Source organism: Nocardia sp. 852002-20019_SCH5090214 (genome assembly GCF_001665865.1).
Lineage (GTDB): Bacteria > Actinomycetota > Actinomycetes > Mycobacteriales > Mycobacteriaceae > Nocardia > Nocardia nova.
In genome coordinates, this window is record NZ_LZMK01000393.1 from 147,619 (window position 1) to 166,737 (window position 19,119).

A 19,119-nucleotide genomic window follows, 5' to 3' on the forward strand; every position below is an offset into this window, starting at 1 on the left:
CGTGCTCGCGGATTCGCGTCCGGCCGGGGTGATCGTGGACGGCAGCACCGAGGTGGAGCTGCCGGCCGGCCTGCCGACCGTCCTGATGGACGGATTCGGCGCGGAGACACCGGAATTGGTGGACGCGGGTGAGGGCCCGATCACCGATGCCGATCGCAACGCCCCGATGTCGGCGAGCAATATCGCCTACGTCATCTACACCTCCGGCTCGACCGGACGCCCCAAGGGCGTGGCGGTCGCGCACCGCAACGTCGTGCGGCTGTTCGCCAATACCGATCGCGAATTCGGCTTCGGCGCCGAGGACGTGTGGACGATGTTCCACTCCTTCGCCTTCGACTTCTCGGTGTGGGAGATCTGGGGCCCGCTGCTGTTCGGCGGCACGCTGGTCGTGGTCGACTACTACACCTCGCGCTCGCCCGAGCAGTTCCTGGAACTGCTGCGCCGCGAACGTGTGACGGTGCTCAACCAGACCCCGTCGGCGTTCTATCAGCTGGCCGAGGCCGATCGCCTGGCCGGTGGGCAGCCGCTGGCCCTGCGCTACGTGGTCTTCGGCGGTGAGGCGCTGGAGCTGCGCCGGCTCGCGGACTGGGTGGCCCGCCACGGCGACACCGCGCCGCGCCTGGTCAACATGTACGGCATCACCGAGACCACGGTGCATGTCTCGCACCGGGTGCTCGACGCCGAAACCATCGCCGCGGCAACGGGTTCGGTGGTCGGCCGGGCCATCGCCGGACTGCGGGTGTACGTCCTCGACGACCGGCTGCATCCGGTTCCGGTCGGCGTCGCCGGCGAGATGTATGTCGCCGGTCCGCAATTGGCGCGCGGCTACCTGGGCCGCCCGGATCTGACCGCCGCCCGCTTCGTCGCCGATCCGCTGGGCGAGCCCGGCACGCTGCTGTACCGCTCCGGTGACGTGGCGCGCTGGAACCGCTTCGGGGAACTGGAATATCTGGGCCGCGCCGACGACCAGGTCAAGGTGCGCGGCTTCCGCATCGAACTCGGCGAGATCGAGGCCGCGGTGCTGGCACAGCCCGGGATCGCGCAGGCCGCCGTCGTCGTGCGCGAGGATCAGCCGGGCGACCAGCGCATCGTCGCCTATGTGGTGCCCCCGGCCGGTCGGACCGAACCGGCGCTGGACGTCGTGCGCGACGGTGCGGCCGAACGGCTGCCCGCGTACATGGTGCCCTCGGCATTCGTGGTGCTGGACCGCATTCCGCTGACCGTCAACGGCAAACTGGACCGCCGCGCCCTGCCCGCCCCCGCGGTGCAGTCGCGCGCCTTCCGCGCCGCGGAGACCCCGGTGCAGGAGATCGTGGCCGCGGTCTTCGCCGAGGTGCTCGACGTGGAACGGGTCGGGCTCGACGACGACTTCTTCGAGCTCGGCGGCAACTCGCTCATCGCCACCCGCGTCGTCTCCCGCGTCGGGGCGGCGCTGGGGACGACGGTGGGTGTGCGCGCGCTGTTCGAGGCCTCGACCGTGGAGTCGCTGGCCGCACGGCTGGAAACCCACACCGGCGGCGAGGCGCGCCCGCGCCTGATCGCGCGTCCGCGCGCCGCCGCGGAACCGGTGCCGCTGTCGTTCGCGCAGCAGCGCATGTGGTTCCTGAACCAGTACGACACCTCCTCGGCGGCCTACAACCTGCCGCTGGTGGTCCGGCTGTCCGGTGAACTCGACACGGCCGCACTGGAATTGGCCGTCTTCGACGTGGTGCGCCGGCACGAGTCGCTGCGCACCCGCTATCCGGAGCACGGCGGCACGCCGATGCAGCTGGTGGTGCCGGCCGAGCAGATCGTGCTGGATCTGCGCGCCTACCCGGTCTCGGACGCCGATCTGACCACCGCGGTGACGGATTTCGCCTCCGCGGGATTCGATGTCGCCGAACAGGTTCCGCTGCGCGCCCGGCTGTTCCAGGTGCACAGCGACGAACACGTGCTGGTCGTGGTCGTGCACCATATCGCCGCGGACGGGTTCTCGATGACCCCGCTGGCGCGCGACGTGATGACCGCCTACACCGCCCGCACCCAGGGCAGCGCCCCCGGCTGGGCGCCGCTCGAGGTGCAGTACGCCGATTTCGCGATCTGGCAGCGCGAGGTGCTGGGCTCGGAGGACGATCCGCAGTCGCTGCTGGCCCGCCAGGTCGACTACTGGCAGCGCTCGCTGTCCGGAATTCCGGAAGAGCTGGCCCTGCCCGCCGACCGCCCGCGCCCGGCGATCGCCTCGCTGCGCGGCGCCGAACTGCATCGCACTTTGACGCCGGAACTCATCGGCGCGCTGGAAGGCGTTGCGCGCGAACAGGGTTCGTCGCTGTTCATGGTGATGCACGCGGCCCTGGCGGTGCTGCTGGGACATCTGTCGGGCACCGACGACATCGCCGTCGGCACCCCGATCGCCGGCCGCGGTGAGGCCGCGCTCGACGATCTGGTCGGCATGTTCGTCAACACCCTGGTGTTGCGGACCGGCATCGACCCCGACGAGTCGTTCACCGGACTGCTGGAGCGGGTCCGCCACACCGACCTCGAGGCCTTCGGCAATGCCGACGTGCCGTTCGAGCGGCTGGTGGAACTGCTGGCGCCGGAGCGCTCGCAGGCCCGCAACCCGCTGTTCCAGGTGATGCTGGCCTTCCAGAACCTCGACCGCGCGAGCCTCGAGCTGCCGGGCCTGACCGTGTCCACGGTCGAGCGGGAGGAGAACATCGCCCGCTTCGACCTGCAGTTCACGCTGTCGGAACGGGTCGGCGACGCCGACGGCGCGGCCGCCAACGGCATGGCGTTGAACCTCGTCTACGCCACCGATCTGTTCGACGAGCAGACCGCCTCCGAGATCGCCGATCGCTGGATCCGGGTGCTGCGCGCGGTCGCCACCGATCCGCGCATCGCCGTCGGCGCGGTCGACATCCTCGAGGCCTCCGAGCGCGCCGACCTGCTCGCGCGCACGGGCGGTCCGGCGGTCGCGGCGTCGACCCTGCCGCAGATGCTGGCCGAGGCCGCGACCCGCGACCCGCAGGCTCCCGCGGTGATCGCCGACGGGCGCACCCTCACCTACCGCGAACTCGACGAGCGGTCGAATCGCCTGGCGCGCTTGCTGATCGAGCGCGGGATCGGGACCGAGGACCTGGTCGCGGTGGCCGTACCGCGCTCGGCCGAGAGCTATCTGGCCGAATGGGCGGTGACCAAGTCGGGTGCGGCGTTCGTGCCGATCGACCCCGCGTACCCGGCCGACCGCATCGATCACATGGTCACCGATTCGGGTTCGCCCGTCGGCCTGACCGTGGCCGCGGTGCGCGACGATCTGCCGGAGTCGGTGGACTGGCTGGTTCTCGACGAGATCGAACTCGACGGCTACGACGCCGCCGCGATCACCGACGCCGACCGGGTCCGCCCGCTGCGCGTCGACCATCCGGCCTACGTCATCTACACGTCCGGTTCCACCGGTGTGCCCAAGGGCGTGGTGGTCACCCATGCCGGTCTGGCGAACTTCCGCGCCGAGCAGAACGAGCGCTACCGGCTCGACTCCGATTCGCGCGCACTGCATTTCGCCTCGCCGAGCTTCGACGCCTCGATCCTGGAATTCCTGCTCGCCGTCGGTGCGGGCGGTGCGCTGGTCGTGGTGCCGCCGGGTACCTACGGCGGCAGCGAACTCGGTGAGCTGATCGCCCGCGAGGGCGTCACCCACGCCCTGATCACCCCGTCGGTGCTGGCCACCCTCGATCCCGCCGATCTGGCCGGGATGCGGGTCGTCATCGCCGGTGGTGAGGCGGTCACCGCCGAACAGGTCGCCAAGTGGTCGGTGACCCCCGACGGGTCGCCGCGCCGGTTCCACAACGCCTACGGTCCGACCGAGGCGACCATCGCCACCAACATCAGCGATCCGCTGGCCGCGGGCGATCCGGTCACCATCGGCGGTCCGATCCGCGGTATGCAGTCGCTGGTCCTCGACGCCCGGTTGCGCCCGGTTCCGGTGGGTGTCGCGGGTGAGCTGTATCTGTCCGGTGTGCAGCTGGCCCGCGGCTATCACGCGCGGGCGAGCCTGACCGCCGAGCGCTTCGTGGCCAACCCCTACGCGCCCGGGCAGCGGATGTACCGCACGGGTGACGTGGTGCGGTGGAACCACACCGGTGAGGTCGAATACGTCGGCCGCTCCGACTTCCAGGTCAAGGTGCGCGGCTTCCGCATCGAACTCGGCGAGATCGACGCGGCGCTCACCGCCCACGACGCCGTGGATTTCGCGGTGACCGTGGGCCACACCCGCGGCGCGGGCGCCACCTCGCTGGTGTCGTATGTCGTCGCGGTCCCCGGTGAGCCGATCGATGTCGCCGATGTGACGGCCCATCTGGAACAGCGGCTGCCCGGCTACATGGTGCCCTCGTCGATCATGGTCATCGACCGGGTGCCGCTGACCCCGGCCGGCAAGCTGGATCGCAAGGCGCTGCCGGAGCCGGAGTTCGCCACCGACACCGCCTTCCGCGCGCCGCGGACGCCGGTCGAGCAGGCCATCGCCGAGGTGTTCGCCGAGGTGCTGGGCATCGAGCGCGTCGGCATCGACGATTCGTTCTTCGCACTGGGTGGTGACTCGATCGTCTCCATTCAGCTGGTGTCGCGGGCCAAGGCGCGCGGTGTGGTGTTCAGCCCGCGTGACGTGTTCGAACAGCGCACCGTGTCCGGACTGGCGATGGTCGCCGAATCCGCTGCCGGACAGGGTGATTCGGTGCCCGTGCTGGCCGAGCTGCCGGGTGGCGGTGTCGGCACCATGCCGCTGACTCCGGTGGCCCGGTTCATGGTGGAGCGGTCCGGTTCGTTCGGCCGGTTCCATCAGGCGCTGGCCCTGGAACTGCCGATCGGCATCGACCGGGCCGGATTGCTCGCCACCGTCGCCGCCGTCGTGGACCGCCACGACATGCTGCGGGCGCGGCTGCGCCGGCACGCGGGTGCGGAATGGATCGTGGAGACCGCCGCGCCGGGCACCGTCGATATCGCATCACTGCTCGATCGCACCGAGTTCGACCCCGCCGCAACCGATTCGGAGCTGTTCGAGATCGCGACCGCGGCCCTGGACGCGAGCCTGGACCGGCTCGATCCGGAGGCCGGGGTGGTCGTGCGCTTCGCCTGGCTGGAGCCCTCGGCCGCCGACCGGACCGGACGCCTGATCGTGGTCGCCCACCACCTCGTCATCGACGGTGTGTCCTGGCGCATCCTGGTGCCCGACTTCGTCACCGCCTGGGGACAGCTCTCGGCCGGGCAGACGCCGGAGCTGGCCGCACCGCCGACCAGCATGCGCACCTGGTCGCATGCGCTCGAGCGGGCGGCCGCCGAGCGCGACGACGAACTCGACTGGTGGCGTGCGGTCGTCGACGGTCCGGATCCGCTGCTCACCGAGCGGCCGTTCGATCCCGCCGTCGATGTGGCCGGGGTCGCGGGCAAGGTCGAGGTGGAGGTCTCGCCCGAGGTCACCAAGGCCCTGCTGACGGCCGTGCCGGCGCTCTACCACGGTGGAATCAACGACGGCCTGCTGGCCGCGCTGGTGCTGGCCGTCGCGAAATGGCGTGCCGCGCACGCCGGTTCGGACGAGCGGGCCGACAGTGCGCTGGTGCGCCTCGAGGGCCACGGCCGCGAAGAGGACGTCGTCCCGGGCGCGGATCTGTCCCGCACGGTCGGCTGGTTCACCGCGATCTTCCCGGTCCGCTTCGACCTGTCGGGTCTCGACATCGACGCGGCGCTGACCGGTGGCCCGGCGATGGGCCGGGTCGTGAAGGCGGTCAAGGAACAGCTGCTGGCCGTGCCCGACAAGGGCCTCGGCTACGGCATGCTGCGCTACCTGAACCCGCGCACCGCCGACCGGCTGCCCGAGCAGATGCCGGGCCAGGTGAGCTTCAACTATCTGGGCCGGGTCTCCGACAACGCGGTGCCCGAGGCGCTGCGCGGCTTCGGCTGGATTCCCGCCCCGGAACTCGGCGAACTGGCCGGCGACTACGACGCCGATATGCCGGCGATGGCGCCGCTGGACATCAACGCCATCGTGGTCGGCGACCGGCTGACCGCGCGGATCGGCTATCCGACCACGCTGCTCGACGCCGACGCCGTACGTGAATTCGGCGAACTCTGGACGCGGGCGCTGGAAGCCGTTGCGCGGCACGCGGAATCGGCCGGTGCGGGTGGGCACACCCCGTCGGACTTCCCGCTGGTGCGCGTCGGCCAGAGCGATATCGACGGCTGGGAGCGGCGCTTCGGCGAGATCTCGCAGGTGTGGCCGCTGTCCTCGCTGCAGGCCGGTCTGCTGTTCCACGCCGAACTGGCCGCCGCCTCCGTCGACGTCTACACCGGTCAGGCCGTCCTCGACCTCACCGGCCGCGTCGATCCGGCCCGGTTGCGCAGTGCCGCACAGGCTCTGATCGATCGGTACGAGACGCTGCGCACGGCCTTCGTCACCGACGCACAGGGCCATCCGGTGCAGGTCGTGCTGGACGGCGTGCGGGCGACCTGGGCCGAACACGACCGCCGCGAGACCGGCGAGGCCGCCGATCTGATCGAGGCCGACCGGACCCGCCGCTTCGACCTGGCCGCGCCGCCGCTGATCCGGTTCACCCTGATCCGGGTGGCCGAGCAGCGCTGGTCGCTGGTCGTCTCGAACCACCACATCCTGCTCGACGGCTGGTCGATGCCGCTGCTCATGCGGGATCTGCTGGTGCTCTACGCCACGCACGCCGACTCCGGCGCGCTGCCGGCGGTGCGCTCCTACCGGCACTTCCTGGAATGGGTTGCCCAGCAGGATCATTCGGGCTCGCTGGCGGCATGGACCGATGCCCTCGACGGCATCTCCGAACCGACCCTGCTGGCGCGCCCCGACGCCGGTCGCGAGATCACGGCGCTGTCGGACGAGTACGTCTTCGAACTCGACTCCGCGCAGACCGCGCGGCTGACCGAATTCGCCGCGCGCCTCGGCGTCACGGCCAACACGGTGCTACAGACGGCCTGGGGCATCGTGCTGGGTCGCATGACCGGCCGCGACGACGTGGTGTTCGGCACCACCGTCTCGGGCCGCCCGCCGGAGTTGGCCGGGGTCGAATCCATGGTCGGCCTGTTCATCAACACCGTGCCGGTGCGGGTGCGCCTGGACGCCGCCGAATCCGCCGAGCAGCTGCTCACCCGGGTGCAGGGCGAGCAGGCGGATCTGCTCGATCACCACTACCTCGGTCTGGCCGATATCCAGGACGCGATCGGCGTCGGCGGACTGTTCGACACCCTGGTGGTGTTCGAGTCCTATCCGGTGGATGCCGAGGGCATTCAGCGTCAGGCCGCCGATATCGACGGTATGGCGGTGGCCGGACTCGAGGCCACCGACGCCACCCACTATCCGCTGAGCCTGATCGCCTCGCTGGGTTCCACACCGCGGTCGGACGACGGGCCCGAAGGCGGCAGCTCGCGTAACCACGTAGGGCCCCGGGCGACCGCCGATCGAACACTGCGGATCCGGGCCGGTTACCTGCGCGATCTGTTCGACGAGAACGCGGTGCGCCGCATCGCCGACCGGCTGCTGCGGGTGCTCACCACCATCGTGGGCGAGCCCGCGATCGGCGCCGGCGATATCGAACTGCTCGAGCCCGCCGAACGCGAACTCGTAGTGTCGCAATGGAATTCGACCGACCACGAGGTCGACGGCTCGGCCACCCTGGTCTCGCTGTTCGAGGCCCAGGTGGAGCGCACGCCCGACGCCACCGCGGTGAGCTTCGAGGGGACAGGTCTGTCCTACGCCGACTTCGCGGCCCGGGTGCACGCACTGGCCCGCTGGCTGATCGAGCGCGGCGTCGGCCCGGACACCTTCGTGGCACTCGGTATGCGGCGTTCGCTCGACTTGGTGGTCGGCATGTACGCCGTGACCGCCGCCGGTGGCGCCTATGTGCCGCTGGATCCGGACCATCCGGCCGAGCGCACCGAATACATCCTGGCCACCGCGGATCCGGTCTGTGTGCTGACCTCCGGCGACGACCTCGAGATCGACACCGCGCAGGTGCGCATCGATCTGCTGGACCTGTCGGGCTACTCGATCGACCCGATCGCCGACGCCGAGCGCCGCGGCCCGCTGCGCCCGGCCAACACCGCGTACGTGATCTTCACCTCCGGTTCCACCGGCCGCCCCAAGGGCGTCGCGGTGCCGCACGCGGCGATCGTCAACCGGCTGGCGTGGATGCAGGCCGAATACGGTCTCACGCCCGCCGACGTGGTGCTGCAGAAGACGCCCGCGACCTTCGACGTGTCGGTGTGGGAGTTCTTCTGGCCCTTGCAGATCGGCGCGCGGCTGGTGGTGGCCCGGCCCGACGGCCATCGCGATCCGGCCTACCTGGCCGAGGTGATCGTCGGCGAAGGCGTCACCGTCACGCACTTCGTGCCGTCGATGCTGGCGGTCTTCGTCGCCGAGGCGGCGGCCGCGCAATGCACCACCCTGCGCCTGGTGTTCGCCTCCGGCGAGGCGCTGGCGCCCAAGTCGGCGCAGCGTCTGCGCGAGCTCACCGGCGCCGCGCTGCACAACCTGTACGGCCCCACCGAGGCCGCGGTCGACGTCACCTATCACGAGGTGACCGATGCCGATGTCGATTCCGTGCCGATCGGCCGCCCGGTCTTCAACACCCGTGTCTACGTGCTGGATTCACGCCTGCGGCCGGTTCCGGTGGGTGTCGCGGGTGAGCTGTATCTGGCGGGCGCCCAGCTCGCGCACGGCTACGTGACGCGTCCGGATCTGACTTCGGATCGGTTCGTGGCCAACCCGTTCGCTGTGTCGGATGGGGGCACTCCCGAGGGCCCTGCGTGGTCACGCTCCGCTACCGCCTCCGGGCCCGCCGGTCGTGCTCCGGCCGGCGAACGGATGTACCGCACCGGTGACCTGGTGGCCTGGAACGAACAGGGTGAACTGGATTACCTGGGCCGCACCGACTTCCAGGTGAAGTTGCGCGGCCTGCGCATCGAGCTCGGCGAGATCGAGACGGCGCTGACCGGGCTCGACGAGATCGACCGGGCCGTCGTGGTGGTCCGCGGCGACCAGCACACCGGTGACCAGCTGGTGGCGTATGTCGTTGCCACGCCGGGACTTCCGGTCGACGCCGAAGCGGTGCGCGAGGAACTGGGCCGGCAGCTGCCGGGCTACATGGTGCCCGCGCTGGTGATGGTCCTCGACGAATTCCCGCTCAACGCGTCCGGCAAGCTGGACCGCAAGGCGCTGCCCGCACCGGTGTTCGAGGCGGCGGTGTTCCGCGCGCCGGTCACCCCGGTGGAGCAGATCGTCGCGGGCACCTTCGCCGAGGTGCTCGGCGTGGACCGGGTCGGCCTGGACGACGACTTCTTCGCCCTCGGCGGCAACTCGCTGATCGCCACCCAGGTGGCGGCCCGGTTGTCCTCGGCCCTGGACACCCAGCTGGGTGTGCGCGAGATCTTCGAGGCCTCCACCGTCGCCGGCCTGGCGGCGCGGGCCGAAACCCGTTCCGGCGCCGGTGGTCGCGCGGCGCTGGTGCCGCAGCACCGGCCCGAGCTGGTGCCGCTGTCGCTGGCGCAGCAGCGGATGTGGTTCCTCAACCGCTTCGATCCCGAATCCGCGGTGGACAACATCCCGGCCGCGGTCCGGCTGTCGGGCCTGCTGGACCGGCAGGCACTGCAGATCGCGGTCGCCGATGTGCTGGCGCGCCACGAATCGCTGCGCACCCGCTACCCCGAGGTGGACGGGACCGCGTACCAGGAGATCGTGCCGACCTCGAAGGTCATTCCCGATCTCACGCCGATCGACGTCACCGAAGCCGAACTGCCGCAACGGATTTCGGAGCTGGTCGGCACCGGCTTCGATGTCACCGTCGAGGTGCCGTTCCGGGCCCGGCTGTTCGAGGTCAGCCCGACCGAGCACGTGCTGGCCCTGGTGGTGCACCACATCTCCGCCGACGGCTTCTCGATGGGCCCGCTGACCCGCGACGTGATGACCGCCTACGGTGCGCGCGTCGAGGGCGGCGAACCGGCCTGGGCGCCGCTGCCGGTGCAGTACGCCGACTTCGCGCTCTGGCAGCGCGAGGTGCTCGGCCGCGAGGACGATCCGGAATCGGTGATCGCGGACCAGATCGACTACTGGCGCGACGCGCTGCGCGGACTGCCCGAACAGCTCGATCTGCCCGCCGACCGGCCGCGTCCGGCGGTCGCCTCCGGCCGCGGCGCGACGCACACCTTCCACATCGACGCCGACGTGCACGCCCGCCTCGCCGAACTGGCCCGCACCCGCGGGGCGACCATGTTCATGGTCACCCACGCGGCGCTGGCACTGGTGCTGTCGCGGCTGAGCGGGGAGGCCGATATCGCCATCGGTACGCCGGTGGCCGGCCGCGGTGAGCGCGCGCTCGACGATCTGATCGGCATGTTCGTCAACACCCTGGTGTTGCGGACCGAGATCGACGGCGGTGCGAGCTTCACCGATCTGCTGCAGTCGGTGCGCAGCACCGACATCGCCGCCTTCGGACATGCGGATCTGCCGTTCGAGCGGCTGGTAGAGATTCTGAACCCGGCCCGTTCGCAGGCGCGGCATCCGCTGTTCCAGGTGATGCTGTCGTTCCAGAACACCGGCCAGAACGCCCTGGAACTGCCGGGACTGACGGTCAGCGGTGTGGAACTGCCGATCGATACCGCGAAGTTCGATCTGCAGCTGGTGCTCACCGAGGAGACCGCCGAGACGGCCGACGGCACCACCGCGGCCGGCGGTATCACCGCCGAATTCGTCTACGCCACCGATCTTTTCGACGACGAGACGATCGCCGGCTTCGCCGATCGCCTGGTGCGGGTGCTGACCGCCGTGGTCGCCGAACCGGCGGCCCGGGTGGGCGACATCGATCTGCTCGCTCCCGCCGAGGCGGCGCGCGAACTGCGTGGCTGGAACAACACGGCACGTCATCTGCCGGTGCGTCGCGAAGGCGCCACCACCCTGCTGGCCGATTTCCACGCCCAGGTCGAACAGACCCCGGACGCGGTCGCGGTCGTCGACCCCGAGGCCGGCATCACGCTGACCTACGCCGAATTCGCGGCGCGGGCCCAGCGACTCGGCCGATATCTGGTCGAGGCCGGTGTGGGCCCGGATGCCCGGGTGGCACTGGGCATGCGGCGTTCGCTCGACCTGGTGGTGGCCACCTACGCGGTGTTGGAGGCCGGTGGCGCCTACGTGCCGCTGGATCTGGAACAGCCGGGTGAACGCATTCGCTACGTGGTCGACACCGCCGCACCGATCGCCGTGCTCACCACCGCACGCGACGGCGCGGACATCGACCGCGCGCTCGAGGGTGCGGCAACCGCCGTGCGCATCGACGAGCTGGATCTGTCCGGCTACGCGGACGGCGAACTCGACGACACCGAACGGCGTGCCCCGCTGCGGCCGGAGCACCTCGCCTACGTGATCTTCACCTCCGGTTCCACCGGGCGGCCGAAGGGTGTGGCGGTCTCGCAGGCCGCGGTGGTGAACCAGATTCGCTGGATCACCACCGAATACGGCATCGGCGCGGGTGAGGTGGTGCTGTTCAAGACGCCGCCGACCTTCGACGTGTCGGTGTGGGAGCTGTTCGGCGCGACCGCCACCGGCGCGCGCCTGGTGATCGCCGCGCCGGACGGCCATCGCGATCCCGGCTATCTCGCCGAGGTGATCGCGGCCCAGCAGGTCACGATGACCTCGTTCGTGCCGTCGATGCTGTCGGTGTTCTCCGACAGCGTGCACGCCGGGACCGCGGCCGAGGTGTCCTCGCTGCGCACCCTGCTCATCGCGGGTGAGGCGTTCACCGCCGACGCCGCGCAGGCCTACCGCCGCATCGGCACCGCCGAACTGCACAACCTGTACGGCCCCACCGAGTTCACCGTGCACGCCACCGCCATGCCGGTCGCCGCGGATATCGCGGGAGCCGTGCCGATCGGCCTGCCGGTGTGGAACGCGCAGGCCTACATCCTGGACGCGCGGCTGCATCCGGTTCCGGCCGGCGTCGCCGGTGAGCTGTATCTGGCCGGCGCTCAGCTGGCGCGCGGCTACTTCGGCCGCACCGACCTGACCGCGGACCGCTTCGTCGCGAATCCGTTCGGCGGCAGCGGTTCCCGCATGTACCGCACCGGTGACCTGGTGCGCCGCGGCGCCGACGGGGCCATCGAATATCTGGGCCGCACCGACTTCCAGGTGAAGTTGCGCGGTCTGCGCATCGAGCTCGGCGAGATCGAATCCGCGCTCACCGCACAGGATTCGGTCGCGCAGGCGGTGGCCGTGGTGCGCTCCGACGAGCGGATCGGCGAGCAGCTGGTCGGCTATGTCGTGCCCGCCGCCGGCGCCGGAGAACTCGATCTCGACGCGATCCGCGCGCAACTGGCGGCGCGGCTGCCCTCCTATATGGTTCCGGCCGCGATCGTCGTGCTCGACGCCCTGCCGCTGAGCGCGAACGGCAAGCTGGACCGGCGCGCGCTGCCCGCACCGGAATTCGAGGCACGGGAATTCCGCGCCCCGACCACACCCGTCGAGGAGATCGTCGCCGCCACCATCGCCGAGGTGCTGGGCATCGACACCGAGGCCCGGCCGGTCGGTCTCGACTACGACTTCTTCGAACTGGGCGGCAACTCGCTGATCGCCACCCAGGTGGTGGCCCGCCTGGGCCAGGCGCTGAACACCCGCATCCCGGTGCGGACCCTGTTCGAGGCGCCGACCGTGGCGGCGCTCGCCGCCCGGCTGGAGACCCATGCCGGGTCCGGTGGCCGCCGCGCCCTGGTCGCGGGACCGCGACCGGAGGAGATTCCGCTCTCGCTGGCACAGCAGCGGATGTGGTTCCTCAACCGCTTCGACACCGCCAGCGCGGTCAACAACATCCCGATGGCGGTCCGGCTCACCGGTGCGCTCGACGTCGACGCCCTGCGCGAGGCCGTCGCGGATGTGATCGAACGCCACGAGGTGCTGCGCACGGTCTACCCGGAAACCTCCGAGGGCCAGGGCGTGCAGGTGATCCTGCCCGCCGACCGCGACGCGGTGGAACTGGACGCCGAACCGGTGACCGAGGCGCAACTGCCCGAGCGGGTGCGCGAACTGGTCCTCACCGGCTTCGACGTCACCGCCGCGGTTCCGGTGCGCGCCAAGCTGTTCCGCGTCGAACATGCGAGCGGCAACGGCGCGGGTGAGCCGGCGCCGGACTACGTGCTGGTCTTCGTCGTCCACCACATCTCCGGTGACGGCTGGTCGGTGCGGCCGCTGGCCCGCGATGTGATGCTCGCCTACGCGGCGCGCTCGCAGGGCGCCGCGCCGGGCTGGGCGCCGCTGCCGGTGCAGTACGCCGATTACGCCCTGTGGCAGCGCGAAACGCTCGGTTCCGAGGACGATCCGGAATCGCTGATCGCCCAGCAGGTGTCGTACTGGTCGCAGCATCTGGCCGGTCTGCCAGACCAGCTGGATCTGCCCGCCGACCGTCCGCGACCCGCGGTCGCCACGTATCGCGGTGGCGTGCACGAATTCTCGCTCGACGCCGAGTTGGTACACCGGCTCAACGCGCTGGCCCGCACCCACGGCGCCAGCCTGTTCATGGTCACGCACGCGGCCTTCGCGGCACTGCTGGCGCGGTTGTCCGGCAGTGACGATCTGGCCATCGGCACTGCGGTCGCGGGCCGTGGCGAGGCCGCGCTCGACGATGCCATCGGCATGTTCGTCAACACGCTGGTGCTGCGCAGCAGTGTCGATCCGGCGATGTCGTTCACCGAATTGCTCGCGCGCACCAAGGAATCCGATCTCGCCGCGTTCGGACATGCGGATCTGCCGTTCGAGCGGCTGGTGGAGATTCTGAATCCGGCGCGTTCGCAGGCGAGGCATCCGCTGTTCCAGGTGATGCTGTCGTTCCAGAACACCGGCGAGGCCTCGTTCGCGCTGCCGGAGCTGGAGGTCAGCGGCCTGCCACTGGATGTGCTGACCGCGAAATTCGATCTGCACCTGAACCTCACCGAGCGCTTCGCCGCCGACGGTTCCGCCGAAGGCATGTCGGCCGAATTGGCCTACGCCACCGACATGTTCGATGCCCGGACGGTCGCGGCCTTCGCCGATCGCCTGGTCCGGATGCTGGACGCGGTGACCGCGGACCCCGCCGCCGCGCTCGGCGATATCGACCTGCTCGACACCGTCGAGCGGCGCACCATCGTCGACAACTGGAACGCCACCGCCTACGACGTCGACCGCGTCGTTCTCGGCCGGGCGGCCGGTACCGTCGCGCTGACGCTGGCCTCGATGTTCGATCGGCAGGTCGAACTCGATCCCGACGAGCCGGCGCTGACGTTCGAGGGGACAACTCTGTCCTACGGCGAGTTGGCGGCCCGGGTGAACCGGCTCGCCCGCTACCTGATCGAGCAGGGCGTGGGCCCGGATTCGCTGGTGGCGCTGCATATGCGGCGTTCGCTGGAACTGGTGATCGGCATGTACGCGGTGACGGTCGCCGGCGGCGGCTATGTGCCGCTGGACCCCGACCATCCGGCCGAGCGCACCGAATACGTGCTGGCGACCGCGAACCCGGTCTGCGTGCTGACCACCGCGGACAGCCCGCTCGCGGCGCGGCCGGACGTACCGGTCGTCGCGATCGACGGCCTGGAGTTGACCGAGTACGCCGACGATCCGGTGGCCGATGCCGACCGAATTGCCCCGCTGCGTCCCGCGCACACCGCCTACGTGATCTTCACCTCCGGTTCCACCGGGCGGCCGAAGGGCGTGGCCGTCAGCCATGCCGCGATCGTGAACCGCCTGGCCTGGATGCAGGACGAGTACGACCTCTACCTCGACGATGTCGTGCTGCAGAAGACGCCCGCCACCTTCGACGTGTCGGTGTGGGAGTTCTTCTGGCCGCTGCAGGTCGGCGCGCGCCTGGTCGTCGCCAAGCCCGACGGCCACCGCGATCCGGCCTATCTGGCGGAACTGATCGACGCCGAGCGCATCACCACCGTGCACTTCGTGCCGTCGATGCTGTCGGTCTTCGTCGCCGCGCTGGACGCCTCCGGCGCCGACTGCACCACGCTGCGCCGGGTCTTCGCCTCGGGTGAGGCGCTGCCGGCGGTCACCGCCCAGCGCCTGATCGAGCTGACCGGCTCCCGGCTGCACAACCTCTACGGCCCGACCGAGGCCGCCGTCGACGTCACCTATCACGAGGTGACCGAGGCCGACACGGTCGCGGTGCCGATCGGCCGTCCGGTCTGGAACACCCGTGTCTACGTGCTGGATTCGCGGCTGCACCCGGTCGCGACCGGCGTCGCGGGTGAGCTGTACCTGGCCGGTGATCAGCTGGCCCGCGGCTATGTCGCGCGCGCCGATCTGACCTCGGATCGGTTCGTGGCCAACCCGTTCGGCGACGGTGAGCGGATGTACCGCACCGGTGACCTGGTGCGCTGGAGTGCCGGCGGCGAACTGGAGTACCTGGGCCGCACCGACTTCCAGGTGAAGTTGCGCGGTCTGCGCATCGAGCTCGGCGAGATCGAATCGGCACTGGTGGCGGTCGACGCCGTCGCGCAGGCCGTGGTGGTCGTGCGCTCCGACGACCGGCTCGGCGATCAGCTGGTCGCCTACGTGGTGCCCGCGACCGGCGCCGTCGTCGACCCCGACGCGGTGCGCACCGAACTCGGCGAGGCGCTGCCCGGCTACATGGTGCCCTCGGCCTTCGTGGTGCTGGACGCCTTCCCGCTCAACGCCTCCGGCAAGCTGGACCGCAAGGCGCTGCCGGCGCCGGTGTTCGAGGCCCGGCAGTTCCGCGCCCCGGCCACCCCGATCGAGGAGATCGTGGCCGGCACGTTCAGCGATGTGCTGGGTGTGCCCCGGGTCGGTCTCGACGACGACTTCTTCGAACTGGGCGGCAACTCGCTGATCGCCACCCAGGTGACTGCGCGCCTGGGCGCCGCGCTCGACACCCAGCTGGCGGTGCGCGACCTGTTCGAGGCGTCGACCGTCGCCGCCCTGGCCGCGCGCCTGGAGCAGGGCGCCGGATCCGGCCGGACGCGGCCGAAGCTGGTGGCCGGGCAACGGCCGCAACGGATTCCGCTCTCGCCGGCGCAGCAGCGCTACTGGTTCCTCAACCAGTTCGACACCACCACCTCCGCGGTGGACAACATTCCGCTCGCGGTGCGGCTGTCGGGCGCGCTCGATGTCGCGGCCATGGAACGTGCGCTCGGCGACGTCCTGGCCCGGCACGAGGTGCTGCGCACCACCTACCCGCGCTCGGCGGACGGCCCGCACCAGGTGATCCTGCCCGCGACCGAGACCGCGCCCCCGCTGGAGCCGGTGGCGGTGGCCGAGGACGAATTGCTCGACCGCATCATCGAATTCGCGATGACCACCTTCGACGTCACCGCCGAGGTGCCGCTGAAGGTCGCGCTGTTCCGGATCACCGGCGGGGACCAGTCGGCCGAGGAACACGTCCTCGCCTTCACCGTCCATCACGTCGCCGCCGACGGCTCCTCGATGGGACCGCTGGCCCGGGATCTGATGGCGGCCTACGCCGCACGCGTGCAGGGTGAGGCGCCGCAGTGGACGCCGCTGCCGGTGCAGTACGCCGACTACGCGCTGTGGCAGCGCGAGGTGCTCGGATCCGAGGAGGATCCGGAATCGCTGGCCGCCCAGCAGGTCGCCTACTGGACCGCCGCCCTCGGCGGACTGCCGGATCAGCTGGAACTGCCGACCGACCGCCCGCGTCCGCCGGCCCAGTCGTTCCAGGGCAAGGCGATTCGCTTCGAGATCGACCCGCAGCGCCACGCCCGCCTGCACGAGCTGGCGCGCGCCAACAACGCCTCGCTGTTCATGGTCGTGCACGCGGCGCTGGCCGTGCTGCTCTCGCGCCTGTCGGGCACCGACGACATCGCCGTCGGCACCCCGATCGCCGGGCGTGGCGAGCGCGAACTCGACGATCTGATCGGCATGTTCGTCAACACGCTGGTGTTCCGCACCCGCATCGACGGCAACGCGAGCTTCGCCGAATTGCTCGCCGATGTGCGCGAGCGCGACCTCGAGGCCTTCACCAACGCCGACGTGCCGTTCGAGCGGCTGGTCGAGGTGCTCAACCCGGTGCGGTCCACGGCGCGCAACCCGCTGTTCCAGGTGGGCCTGTCGTTCCAGAACCTGGCCGAGACCGCGCTGGAGCTGCCCGGTCTGTCGGTGAGCGCGGTGAATTTCGATTCCCAGCTGGCCAAGACCGATCTGCACGTGACGCTCTACGACCGCTACGCCGAGGACGGTTCGCCGGCCGAGATCATCACCGAATTCGGTTATGCCATCGACCTTTTCGACGAGTCGACGGTGCAGGGCTTCGCGGACCGGTTCGTCCGGGTCCTCGACGCCGTGATCGCGGACGTGTCCGGCCCGGTCGGTGATATCGACCTGCTCGATCCCGCCGAGAACGAGCGCATCCTGCGGCGGTGGAACGAGACCGCCCACCCGATCGACACCGAGGCGACCCTGGTGTCGCTGCTCGATGCGGCGGTCGCCGCCGACCCGACCGCGGTCGCGCTGGTGGTCGACACCGAGGCCACCGGAACGGCGCAGCAGGTGCTGACCTACGGCGACCTCGACGCGCGGGTGAATCGCCTGGCGCGCTATCTCGTCGAATGCGGGATCGGCACCGAGGACCGGGTGGCGCTGGCGCTGGGCCGGTCGGTGGAGCTGATCGTCGCGATGTACGCGGTGGCCAAGACCGGTGCGGCCTACGTGCCGATCGACCCGGGCCAGCCCGCCGAACGCATCGACTACATCCTCGAGACCGCGGCCCCCGCCTGTGTGCTGACCACCTCGGCCACCGTCGCGGCGACCGCCGACGAGGACGGGGAGAGCGCGCTGCGCTGGACTCCGCAGCGCCCGGTGATCGAACTCGACGGACTCGAGCTCTCCGGTTATTCGGCGGCGCCGATCACCGCGGGGGAGCGGTTGCGGGAGCTCACCGCGGCCAACGCCGCGTACGTGATCTTCACCTCCGGCTCCACCGGCCGCCCCAAGGGCGTGGTGGTGTCGCACGGCGCGATCGTCAACCAGTTGCGCTGGGAGATCGCCGAATTCGGCCTCGGCACCGGTGATTCGGTGCTGCTCAAGACCGCGGCGACGTTCGACCTGTCGGTGTGGGAGTTCTGGACCGCCGCCGCCTGCGGTGGCCGCCTCGTGGTGGCCGCGCCCGAGGGGCATCGCGATCCGGCCTACCTCAACGAGCTGATACTCGGCACCGCCGTCACCACGCTGCATGTGGTGCCGTCGATGCTGGACGCCCTGCTCACCGAGAGCGAAGGCATGCTCAGCTCGTCGCTGAAGCGGGTGCTCGCCATCGGTGAGGCGCTGCCGGCCGCGACCGCGCAGCGCTTCCTGGAGACCGCCGAGGCCGCGCTGTTCAACCTGTACGGCCCGACCGAGGCCGCGGTCTCGATCACCAGCCATCGCGTTACCGCCGCCGACCGCCAGTCGGTATCGATCGGCGCGCCGGAGTGGAACAGCCGGGTGTACGTGCTGGATTCGCGGCTGCGGCCCGTTCCGGTGGGTGTGCCGGGTGAGCTGTACCTGGCCGGTGCGCAGCTCGCACGCGGCTACTTCGGGCGCGCGGATCTGACCGCGGACCGGTTCGTCGCCGATCCGTTCGGGGCGCCGGGCACGCGGATGTACCGCACCGGTGACCTGGTGGCATGGACCGACCGGGGTGAACTGGACTACCGGGGTCGCACCGACTTCCAGGTGAAGATCCGCGGTTTCCGTATCGAACTCGGCGAGATCGAGGCGGTGCTGCTGCGGCAGCCGGTCGTGACCGCGACCGCCGTTGTCGCGCACGCGGATCCGAATCTGGGCGATCGGCTGGTCGCCTACGTGGTCGGCGCCGCCGAACTGGACAAACAGGCGCTGCAGGCCGCACTCGCCGAACAGCTACCGTCCTACATGGTGCCGTCGGTGTTCATGCAGCTGGACGCGCTGCCGCTGAACGCCAACGGCAAACTGGACCGCGCCGCACTGCCCGAACCGGTCTTCGAGAAGGCCGTCTTCCGCGCGCCGGTGACCCCGATCGAACAGATCGTGGCCAATACCTTCGCCGATGTGCTGCGCAAGGAATCCGGCACGATGGGCCGCGACGACGACTTCTTCGCGTGGGGCGGCAACTCGCTGCT

1 protein-coding gene (only partly in view) is annotated in these 19,119 nt (G+C 70.6%); it reads left to right on the forward strand.

Every position in this 19,119-nt window falls within one protein-coding gene, locus A5780_RS32645, for a non-ribosomal peptide synthetase, read on the forward strand. The gene is 44,046 nt long; 14,720 of those nucleotides lie to the left of the window and 10,207 to its right, leaving coding positions 14,721-33,839 in view — codons 4,907 (partial) to 11,280 (partial); the first codon wholly inside the window starts at position 2. The start codon and the stop codon both lie outside this window.